At 67.0% G+C, this 10,439-nt stretch carries 11 protein-coding genes; 6 read left to right on the forward strand and 5 right to left on the reverse strand.

Annotated features, from left to right (window positions below; genetic code table 11):
- Positions 1–2 precede the first annotated feature (2 nt).
- Positions 3–1,028, reverse strand: a complete 1,026-nt coding sequence (tsaD, locus tag ACMZPQ_RS12040; RefSeq protein ID WP_197583303.1) for a tRNA (adenosine(37)-N6)-threonylcarbamoyltransferase complex transferase subunit TsaD — start codon at positions 1,026–1,028, stop codon at positions 3–5.
- Between the two features lie 166 nt (positions 1,029–1,194).
- On the opposite strand from tsaD, the gene rpsU reads away from it, so the two are divergent.
- From rpsU to ACMZPQ_RS12070, 6 genes are all read left to right on the forward strand, one after another.
- Positions 1,195–1,410: a 30S ribosomal protein S21 gene (gene rpsU, locus ACMZPQ_RS12045; protein WP_002808376.1), complete on the forward strand. Its 216-nt coding sequence runs from the start codon at positions 1,195–1,197 to the stop codon at positions 1,408–1,410.
- A gap of 133 nt (positions 1,411–1,543) precedes the next feature.
- On the forward strand, positions 1,544–1,987 hold the full coding sequence (locus tag ACMZPQ_RS12050) for a GatB/YqeY domain-containing protein (protein WP_197583302.1): 444 nt from the start codon (positions 1,544–1,546) through the stop codon (positions 1,985–1,987).
- A 103-nt stretch (positions 1,988–2,090) separates the two neighbouring features.
- Entirely contained in the window at positions 2,091–3,011 is a 921-nt protein-coding gene (locus ACMZPQ_RS12055; RefSeq protein ID WP_197583301.1) for a YhjD/YihY/BrkB family envelope integrity protein, read from the forward strand.
- Between the two features lie 60 nt (positions 3,012–3,071).
- Positions 3,072–4,811: a DNA primase gene (dnaG, locus tag ACMZPQ_RS12060; protein WP_197583300.1), complete on the forward strand. Its 1,740-nt coding sequence runs from the start codon at positions 3,072–3,074 to the stop codon at positions 4,809–4,811.
- Positions 4,812–4,838: 27 nt separating this feature from the next.
- On the forward strand, positions 4,839–5,339 hold the full coding sequence (locus ACMZPQ_RS12065; RefSeq protein ID WP_008265062.1) for a protein tyrosine phosphatase family protein: 501 nt from the start codon (positions 4,839–4,841) through the stop codon (positions 5,337–5,339).
- A gap of 28 nt (positions 5,340–5,367) precedes the next feature.
- Positions 5,368–6,339, forward strand: a complete 972-nt coding sequence (locus tag ACMZPQ_RS12070) for a bile acid:sodium symporter (protein ID WP_197583299.1) — start codon at positions 5,368–5,370, stop codon at positions 6,337–6,339.
- 147 nt (positions 6,340–6,486) lie between these two features.
- Here ACMZPQ_RS12070 and ACMZPQ_RS12075 read toward each other — a convergent pair whose 3' ends face one another.
- From ACMZPQ_RS12075 to ACMZPQ_RS12090, 4 genes are all read right to left on the reverse strand, one after another.
- Positions 6,487–7,089 carry a hypothetical protein gene (locus ACMZPQ_RS12075; RefSeq protein ID WP_197583297.1) on the reverse strand — a complete coding sequence of 201 codons (603 nt, stop codon included), beginning with the start codon at positions 7,087–7,089 and terminating at the stop codon, positions 6,487–6,489.
- A 632-nt stretch (positions 7,090–7,721) separates the two neighbouring features.
- Positions 7,722–8,615 carry a heme o synthase gene (gene cyoE, locus ACMZPQ_RS12080; protein ID WP_100439851.1) on the reverse strand — a complete coding sequence of 298 codons (894 nt, stop codon included), beginning with the start codon at positions 8,613–8,615 and terminating at the stop codon, positions 7,722–7,724.
- A 4-nt stretch (positions 8,616–8,619) separates the two neighbouring features.
- Positions 8,620–9,783, reverse strand: a complete 1,164-nt coding sequence (locus ACMZPQ_RS12085; RefSeq protein ID WP_197583296.1) for a COX15/CtaA family protein — start codon at positions 9,781–9,783, stop codon at positions 8,620–8,622.
- A 10-nt stretch (positions 9,784–9,793) separates the two neighbouring features.
- Positions 9,794–10,363, reverse strand: a complete 570-nt coding sequence (locus tag ACMZPQ_RS12090; protein ID WP_197583295.1) for a redox-active disulfide-containing membrane protein — start codon at positions 10,361–10,363, stop codon at positions 9,794–9,796.
- Positions 10,364–10,439: the final 76 nt, after the last annotated feature.

The raw sequence follows: 10,439 nt of genomic DNA on the forward strand, positions 1-10,439 counted from the left end.
CGTCACACCGCCGGCAGGGTCGCCATGTCCCAGCGCGGGGTCACCTCCACCTTCGGCGGGTTGTGCTGGCCGGCCTGCAGACGCAGCGCGCCGGCGAAGGCGATCATCGCGCCGTTGTCGGTGCACAGTGCCGGGCGCGGGAAGCAGGCACGGCCGCCGAGACGCTCGGCCATCTGCTGCAGGCGTGCGCGCAGGCGCGTGTTGGCGCCGACGCCGCCGGCCACCACGATCACGTTGGTCCCGGCCGCTTCCAGCGCGCGCTCGCACTTGATCGACAGGGTCTCGACCACGGCATCTTCAAAGCCACGGGCGATGTCGGCGCGGGTCTGCTCGCTCTGGTCGCTGTCGCGCCAGGCCATCAGGACCTGGGTCTTCAGGCCGGAGAAGCTGAAATCCAGCCCCGGGCGGTCGGTCATCGGCCGTGCGAAGCGGTACGCGCCGGGTGTTCCCTGCTCGGCCAGCTTGGCCAGCTGCGGGCCGCCCGGGTACGGCAGGCCCATCAGCTTGGCGGTCTTGTCGAAGGCCTCGCCGGCTGCGTCATCCAGGGTCTCGCCCAGCAGGCGGTACTGGCCGATCGCGTCCACCGCCACCAGCTGGGTATGGCCACCGGACACCAGAAGGGCCACAAACGGCGCCTGCGGCGGGTCGTCTTCCATCAACGGCGCCAGCAGGTGGCCTTCCATATGGTGGACGCCCACTGCGGGTACCTCCAGCGCCCAAGCCAGCGATCGGGCCACGCCCGCGCCCACCAGCAGGGCGCCGACCAGGCCGGGGCCAGCGGTGTAGGCCACGCCATCGATGTCGCCCACGCCCAGGCCGGCCTCGGCCAGGGTCTGGCGCACCAGCGGCAGCAGCTTGCGCACGTGGTCACGGCTGGCCAGCTCGGGCACCACACCGCCGTACTCGGCGTGCAGGGCGATCTGGCTGTAGACCGCATGGGCGCGCAGGGCCGCGCTGCCGGCCAGGTCGGTGTCATACACCGCCACGCCGGTCTCATCACAGGAAGATTCGATGCCAAGGACTCGCATGCCTGCTATTATGACGCCCCTGCCGCCTCCTCGGGGGACGCGCAGGTCTCACTGCTTTCGAACCTCTGGCCCGTATTCAGGGTTGGCCGCTTGCAGTTTGTCTATTCGCCGCTATAATGTGCGGCTCGCCGGGCGTGACCCGGTTCTACTGTGTCCCGGAGATTCCATGCCCAGCGTCAAAGTCCGCGAGAACGAGCCCTTCGAGTTTGCTCTTCGCCGCTTCAAGCGCACTTGCGAAAAGGCCGGTGTGCTGGCCGAAACCCGCAAGCGCGAGTTCTACGAAAAGCCGACCCAGGAGCGCAAGCGCAAGGCTGCCGCTGCTGTGAAGCGTCAGCTGCGCCGCTCGTCGCGCGACGTCACCAAGCGTCAGCGCCTGTACTGATCGGACGCATCTTCATTGCGGCGGGCTCGTCCTTCCGCGGTGAAGCCGAAGCCGGCACGCGCGAGCGTCGCCGGCTTTTTGCGTTTCCGGGTTCGGGCACCCGCCCCGCCCCACCACCACCACGAGGTTCCTCATGAGCATGAAGCAGCAGCTCACCGAAGACATGAAGGCCGCCATGAAGGCGGGCGAGAAGCACAAGCTGGGCGTGATCCGCCTGATCAACGCCGCCATCAAGCAGCGCGAAGTGGACGAGCGCATCGAGCTGGATGACACCGCCGTGATCGCCGTGCTCGACAAGATGGTCAAGCAGCGCAAGGACTCGGTCAGCCAGTACGAAGCGGCCAAGCGCGAAGACCTGGCCGAGATCGAGCGCGCCGAGATCGTGGTCATCGAAGCCTACCTGCCGGCCAAGATGGGCGAAGCCGAGATCGTGGCCGCCATCCAGGCCGCCATCGCCGAGACCGGTGCCTCCGGCCCGGCCGACATCGGCAAGCTGATGGGCGCGCTGAAGCCCAAGCTGGCCGGCCAGGCCGACATGGGCCTGGTCTCCAAGCTGGTCAAGCAGCAGCTGGCGTAACCATGCCCTGGGGTCGGATCCCTTTCGCCCCCCGGAAGGGCTCCGACCCCATCGATGCACCCGCTTCACCGCACCTTCGACCCGCAGCTGCTACAACGGCAGCATGGTTGAACCTGCGTCCCCTGTTCCCGTGAATCTACGCAAATACGTCCAGCGCCTGCAGGACAGCTTCCCGATGGCCGTCGGCAAGCGCTTCGTCGAGATCGACGTACTTACCCAGGCCGCCTCGGTCTCCTTCTATGCCCTGCTTTCAATGGCACCGCTGCTGGTGCTGCTGCTGTGGCTGACCGCCTCGCTTTACCCACCCGCGCAGCAGGCGCTGGTCGGGCAGATCAGTGCCGCCGCAGGCAGCAGCGCGGCCACCGTGGCCGAGACCGTCCTGAAGAATGCCGACAACCAGCCCGATGTCGGCTCGTTGGCCGGGCTGTGGAGCACCTTGCTGCTGTTCGTCGGTGCCACGGCGGTGTTCGCCCAGCTGCAGAACGCACTGAACCTGATCTTCCGCACCAGCGGCGAGCGCCTGGAAGGCATCAAGGCCTGGCTGCGCAAACGCGTGTTCTCGTTCGGCGTGGTACTCGCCCTGGGCTTCCTGCTGATCCTGTCGATGACCGCCACCACCATGCTGCAGGTGGCCTTCGCCCAGCTGCCCTCGATCCTGCCTGCCATCGGCTACCTGACCAGCCTGCTGCTGTATGCGGTCGGCTTCGCCTTCATGTACCACTACCTGCCGGACCGTCGCGTGGCGTGGCGCCAGGCCTTCATCGGCGGCGTCATCACCTCGGCGCTGTTCGCACTGGGTCGTTACGGCATCGGCGTCTACATCGCTACCGTCGCCCCCGGCAGCGCCTATGGCTCGATGGGCGCACTGGTCATTTCACTGGTCTGGATCTACTACGCCACCGTGGTGTTCTTCGTCGGCGCGCTGATGACCGCGGTGATCGACGAGCGCCTGCGCGCGCGCCTCCATCTGGCGGCGGCCGGCATCGATCCTGCGGAGGCCGGCCCACTGCCCGGCAGGGAGTAAACTAGGCGGACTGATCGTTCCGCCTCGCGTGGCCACCGGCCGCGCCCTGCCCTGTTGCCCATGGCTCGTATCCCCGACGCTTTCATCGACGACCTGCTGGCCCGCACCGACATCGTCGAGGTGGTGGGCAGCCGCGTGCCGCTGAAGCGCCAGGGCAAGGAGTACGCGGCGCGCTGCCCGTTCCATGACGAACGCTCGGCCTCGTTCACGGTCTCGCCGACCAAGCAGTTCTATCACTGCTTCGGCTGCGGCGCGCACGGCACCGCCATCAGTTTCCTGATGAATTACGACCGCCTCGAGTTCCTCGACGCGGTGGATGAACTGGCCAAGCGCGCCGGCATGGACGTGCCGCGGAACGAGAACCCGCGCAGCCCGCAGCAGCAGGACGACAGCCGCGAGCTGTACTCGGCGCTGGATGCGGCCACCAAGTTCTTCCAGAAAAACCTGGAAAGCAGCGAAAAGGCGCGCAGCTACCTCGATGGTCGGGGCGTGGACGAGGACAACCGCGCGCGCTTCCAGATCGGCTACGCACCCGATGGCTACAGCGGCCTGCGCGATGCACTGGGCAAGGACGAGCGCCGCATGAAGCTGCTCGACCGCGCCGGCCTGTTCTCCAAGAACGACCGCGGCCACGTCTACGACAAGTTCCGCGACCGGGTGATGTTCCCGATCTTCGATCGCCGTGGCCGGGTGATCGCGTTCGGTGGCCGCGTGTTCGAGAAGGACGACGGCCCCAAGTACCTCAATTCGCCCGAGACCGCACTGTTCCACAAGGGCCGCGAACTGTACGGCCTGTGGCAGGTGCGCCAGGCCAACCAGAAGATCGAGCGGCTGATCGTGGTCGAGGGCTACATGGACGTGGTCTCGCTGTTCCAGTTCGGTGTCACCCAGGCGGTGGCGACGCTGGGCACCGCGACCACGCCGGACCATGCCGAGCTGCTGTTCCGCAACGCACCGGACGTATTCTTCTGCTTCGACGGCGATGCCGCCGGCCGCCGTGCCGGCTGGAAAGCGCTGGAGTCGGTGCTGCCACGCATGAAGGATGGCCGCCAGGCCTTCTTCCTGTTCCTGCCCGACGGCGAAGACCCGGACACCATCGTGCGCAAGGAGGGCGCCGAGGCGTTCAACCAGCGCCTGAAGCAGGCCACGCCGCTGTCGCAGTTCTTCTTCGACGAACTGACCCGCGAGATCAACCTGGGCACGCTGGACGGCAAGGCACGGCTGGCCGAGCGCGCAAAGCCGATGCTGGCGCAGATCCCCGATGGTGCCTTCGGCGACCTGATGAAGCAGCAGCTGGCGCAGCTGACCGGCCTCGGCGGCAATGCCGCGTCCGCGCGCGCACCGATGCCGCAGCGCCAGCCGGCGCGCACGATCCAGCCGGTGGCCAAGCGCAGCCTGGTGCGCGGCGCAATCGCCGTGCTGCTGCAGCAGCCCTCGCTGGCGCTCACGCTGGGCGGCCAGCATCACTTCCAGGGCCTGCGCCTGCCCGGCGTGGAGCTGCTGCTGGAACTGCTGGGGTTGGTCGAGCAGCGCCCGGACATCAGTACCGGCGCCCTGCTGGAACACTTCGACGGCCGTGAAGAGCAGGCCTCGCTGCACACGCTGGCGGCGCAGACGCTGCCTGGCACTGAAGCCAGCTGGACCCAGGAACTGCACGACGCCGTGGCCCAGCTGGAGAAACAGCTGCTGGTGCAACGTCTGGAGGAGTTGTTGGCAAAGCAGCGCCAGCAGGGTCTGGACGATACTGACAAGTACGAACTGCGCGAGCTGCTGAAGGCCCGCGCCGGACTGCGCCTGTAGCGGCAGATCGCTTTCCCGGAGAGGACCATGCTGCTGCGCCTGACCTGCCTGCTGTTGTTGTCGCTCTGCCTGCCGCTGACGGCCCTGGCCGAAAACGCCCCTCTCAATGAAGTCCGCCCTGGCCTGTATGCCGGCGGCCAGCCCAGCGGCACGCAGCTGCGGGCGTTGGCCGCGCAGGGCGTGCGCACGGTGATCGACCTGCGCCAGCCCGATGAGGACCGCGGCTTCGATGAAGCCGGCGTGGCCGAATCGCTGGGCCTGCGCTACGTACGCATACCCGTAGCCGGCGCTGATGGCCTGGATGCGGCCAACCTGCGCGCCGTGCACCAGGCCCTGCAGCAGAGCGCAGGTCCGGTGCTGCTGCACTGCGCGTCCGGCAACCGCGCCGGTGCCGTGCTCGGCCTTGTCACTGCGCACTACGAACACGCCAGCCCGGAACAGGCCCTGCAGCTCGGCCAACGTGCCGGCCTGACATCGCTGGAAGCCACCACCCGCCAGCGCCTGGCCGCACCCGCCGCTTCGCCCTGACTCCTCCGCCCCAAGGACTCTGCCCACCATGACCCGCTGGTGGTCGCGCCTGCGACCTGACAACTTCACTATCGCCCTGCTGTGCACCGTCGGCCTGGCCTCGCTGCTGCCGATGCATGGCGCCGCCGCCATCGTCCTCGATGACGTCACCACGGTGGCCATCGCCGCGTTGTTCTTCCTGCATGGCGCGCGCCTGCCGCGCGAGTCGATCATCGGCGGCATGCTGCACTGGCGGCTGCACCTGACCATCCTGGCCTGCACCTTCATCCTGTTCCCGCTGCTGGGCCTGCTGTTCAAGCCGCTGTCGGGCTGGCTGCTGACCCCGGAGCTGTACTTGGGCGTGCTGTTCCTGTGCACCCTGCCCTCCACCGTGCAGTCGTCCATCGCGTTCACTTCGATGGCGCGCGGCAACGTGCCCGCAGCGGTGTGCAGTGCTTCGCTGTCGAGCATCCTCGGTGTGTTCCTGACCCCGCTGTTGCTGACTGCGCTGGCCGGCACCTCGGGCGGCATCCACGATCCGCTGCATGCGATCGGCGGCATCATGCTGCAGTTGCTGGTGCCGTTCGTCGCCGGTCACCTGCTGCGTCCGTGGATCGCCGGCTGGGTCGAGAGGCAGCGCGCGCTGCTGCGCTACACCGATCAGGCCACCATCCTGCTGGTGGTGTATTCGGCGTTCGGCGAGGCAGTGACCGAAGGGCTGTGGAGCAAGACCCCGCTGCTGTCACTGTTCGCCGTAGCCGTAGTTGCGGCCGTGCTGCTCGGCATCGCCATGCCGCTGATCACCTTCATCGCCCGCCGCCTGCGCTTCAACCGCGAAGACGAGATCGCCATCGTGTTCTGCGGCTCGAAGAAGAGCCTGGCCACCGGCGTGCCGATCGCCAAGGTGCTGTTCGCCGGTGGCAGCCTCGGCGCCATCGTGCTGCCGGTGATGATCTACCACCAGATCCAGCTGATCGTCTGCGGCGTGATCGCGCAGCGGTATGCCAAGCGCGCGCCCTGACCGGGCGCGCGGGTTTTTGTAGAGAGCCCATCCACGCGCGGCGTGGATCTACTGACACCATCCACGCATGGCGTGGATCTACCAAACCGCGGATGGCGTGAACCCGCAGTAGATCCACGCCATGCGTGGATGACTCTCGCGGCGCCGCTAATCCACAATATCCGCAGCGATGTCGTGCAGCACTCGCGCGTTGCGCTCCACGTCGCTCCCCCGTTCGCCGGTGGCGATCAAGCTGTAGGTCTTGCTGTCTCCTGTCCAGGCAAGCTCGACGCGGGTACGGCCGGCACCGTCCGCGCTCTTCTTCACGTGCGCGGGCGCGCCTTTCACCGTTGTGTTCTGTGCCTCGGCGATGACCTCGATATGCGTGCCCGCAGCGACGAAGTTGTTCTCGCTGAATTCCACGACGCCGACGCCTTTCAACTGGAAGAAGCGGCTCAGTCCCGAGGACCTGCCTCCCTCCAGCGCGCCACTGGGCTCCATCCCTATCAGCTTGGCCGGACCCAGGAGGCTGGCTTCCAGGCTGCTGGGTGGCTGCGGCAGGCGCTGGCGCAGTTCCGACGCCGAACGCTGAGTGCGGGGCACGGCCGCCAGCATTTCAGCCCGTGAGGGGATGTTCCCTGCTGCAGCCTGCACGACACCGTTGGATCGTTCGATGTCAGCGCGAAGCTGCCGCTTCACTTCTTCGGGCGCATCCAGGTCTGCCAGTCGCACGATCTGGTAGCTGCCAACGCCGGCGGACGACCTACTCATGGCCGAGCCCTCCTGCATTGAAGCTTGCATGGCACGTTGGTGCAGCCAACGTCCTAGCGGATCAGGGGCTGGATCGGCCGAACCCTGGAAACTGCCGAATTGCGGCCGTTCATGGGTGACGGATTCATCGATGAATCCAATGCAGTTGGCCCGACTCAGTACCTCTACTCCTGCTGCAGCGTTGCCAGTCAGGCAGGTAAGCACTGCACACAGAACGATGGGCAGAGGAACATGGCATCTCATGGATCGCCCCACAGAATTGCGAGTCATCGCGCAACACCTGTGTACCTGCCCGGATCGACCAGTCTGGCGCGGCAGTCCCCATCTGTGACCTACCACTCGCAGGAAACAGGCAACGCGGCAAATCCCTACAACGTGGCAGCCTGGTTACCTGGCGCAGCGCCAGTGCTGGCAAGCAGAAGCCGACACTGAACGCGCAGGCTTCTGTGGAAAGCCATCCACGCATGGCGTGGATCTACCGAACGCGATGGCATGCTGCGGTCATGGCGCCATCACGGAGCCGGCTGCAATGGCGACGCAGCCGTCGGAGATCAAATGTAGAGCTGAGCCATGCTCGGCTGATCGTTGGACGGTGAAAGTAGATCCACGCCATGCGTGAATGCATCAGCCCGTCACAGCCAGGGCAGGATCCAGTGGTCGACCAGCAGGAAGGCGAACAGCGCCATCAGGTAGACGATGGAGTAATGGAACATCTTCATCGAGAACAGCTCGTCCGGCGGATTGAGCATGCGCCAGGCGTACCAGAGGAACACGGCGTTGAGCACGATCGCGCCGCCCAGGTAGAACGCACCGCTCATGCCCACCAGGTACGGCAGCAGGCAGACCAGCGCCAGCACCACCGAATACACCATGATCTGCTTGCGGGTGTGCACCACGCCGTGGGTCACCGGCAGCATCGGGATCTCGGCCTTGGCGTAGTCCTCGCGGCGGAAGATCGCCAGCGCCCAGAAGTGCGGCGGGGTCCAGATGAAGATGATCAGCACCAGCAGCGACGAATAGGCCCAGTCCGACGAGCCCTGCATGCCGGTCACCGCCGCCCAGCCCAGCATCGGCGGCATTGCACCGGCCAGGCCACCGATCACGATGTTCTGCGAGGTCGCGCGCTTGAGGTACACGGTGTAGATCACCGCGTAGCCGATCAGCGAGGCGAAGGTCAGCACCGCGGTGATCAGGTTCACCCACAGCACCAGGATGGCCATCGACAGCACGATCAGCACGCCGGCAAACACCAGCACCTGCCACGGCTTGACCTTGCCCACCACCAGCGGCCGCCACGAGGTGCGCGCCATCTGCGCATCGATGTGCGCATCCAGCAGCTGGTTGATCGCTGCGGCCGCCGAGGCCGCCAGCCAGATGCCGAGGAAGCCGAGCACGCCGGCGCGTACCTGCTCCCAGCTGGGCACGCCGGGGATGGCCAGGACCATGCCGACCAGCGCGGTGAAGACGATCAGGGCAACGACCTTGGGCTTGGTCAGGTCCCAGTACTGGCGGTAATTGGAAAACATGGAATCAGTCCGGGGCACGCAGGCGGGCCAGCAGGCTGACCAGCACGAACAACAGGGCAACGGCCACGCCGTTGTGGGCCACCGCCACTTCCAGCGGCAGCGCCAGCTTTACATTGAGGATGCCGAGGGTGACCTGCAGCACCAGCAGCGCGATCAGCGCGCTGGCCCAGCCACGCATGCTCGGCAGCCGGAACAGGCGCACGGCCAGCCACAGCAGGTAGACGGCCACCACCACCGCGAACATGCGGTGCGCCATCTGGATGGCGATGCGCGAGGCGCCGTCCAGCACGCCGCCTTCGTAGTCCACGCCGATGCCACGCCACAGGGTGAAGCCTTCGACGAAGTTGTGCTGCGGCCACCATTGGTTGGCGCAACGCGGGAAGTTGTCCAGCGAGGCGCTGCCACCGCCGCATGCGAGTGCGGCGTAGTTGGCGCTGACCCAGCCGCCCAGCGCGATCTGGGTGACCAGCACGACCACACCGATGCGCAGCAGCCACTTCAGCTTCGGCGCTTCGGCCAGGGTGATCGGCATGTGCGTGGCGCGCCAGGCCATCCACACCAGCAGGCCGAACATCAGCATGCCACCCAGCAGGTGGCCCATCACCACGATGGGCTTGAGCAGCAGGGTTACCGTCCACATGCCCAGCAGGGCCTGGAAGATCACCACGGCCAGGGTCAGCAGTGCAGCGCGCGCGAGATCAATGTTGCTCCAGCGCAGCGCGGCGATCAGCAGGATCGCCTCGCCGATCAGCGCCAGGATGCTGGCGGTGCCATGCCAGCCCATCATGTACAGCGGTATGCCGGCGGCCACCAGTACGCAGGCGGTCACCACCGCCGTGCTTCCGAAGCGGCGCTTGCGCGTGGCCAGCAGGGCCAGGGTCAGGATCTCGATGCCCAGCGCACCGGCCAGGAAGCGATGCACCTGTTCACGCCACGCCTTGTGGGTCTCCAGCGGGCGGATCTCCGCCGCCGGGTGGCCAATGGTCTCTTCCACGTGCTGCGGCCAGGTGGCCTGCCCGTAGCAGGTCGGCCAGTCCGGGCAGCTCAGGCCGGCATCGGACAGGCGAACGAAGGCGCCGAACATGATCGTGCTCGCGGTCATGATCATGGCGAACCACGCCAGGCGGTGGAAATTGCGGTGCAGCGCCGGACGCGCGGAAAGGCTCATCAAACGGGACTCACTTCAGTTTCAGCAACGTGGCCATGTCCTTGCGCAGGCCACCGAGGTCGGAGCCCGGGGCATGGCGCATGATCACGAAGCCGTTCGGATCGATCACGTAGACCGGCAGTCCCGCCGGATCATCAACGCCCGGCAACGCCGCGCGCAGGGCTGGCGACGGAGCCAGCGGCCGCAGCGCGGGCAGCGAGGCGATCGACGCCGGGGGCGTACCCAGCCACAGGATCTCGACATTATCGGCGTTATGGCCGAACAGCTGCCACACCTTGCCCAGTCCCTGCGACAAAGTGACGCACTGCGCGTCGCAGGCGCCGGATGGGGCCACCAGCAGGCGCCAGGTACGCGCCTCGGGATTCCAGGGGTAAGCCTGGCCACTGGCCAGGGTCGGCGCCTGCTGTCGCAGGTCCACCGGTGGCTTCAGCAGTTGGCCAGCATTGCGATGCCCGGTCGGCTGCCAGCCGGAGAAGCGCAGCACGGCGGCCAGCGCCACCGCCCCGAAGAACACGGCAAACAGCAGCACCAGGGTCCGGCGGCCGGAGCCGCGCGCCTGCGGGGACGTAGCAGTGTTCATGCGGGGCATTTTCTCATGGTTGGGAAAGGGATGCGGGTGCGGTGCCGTGGGGGTTGGGGGGGGGGGGGGGGGGGGG

Source organism: Stenotrophomonas maltophilia, assembly GCF_047497515.2.
Taxonomy (GTDB): domain Bacteria; phylum Pseudomonadota; class Gammaproteobacteria; order Xanthomonadales; family Xanthomonadaceae; genus Stenotrophomonas.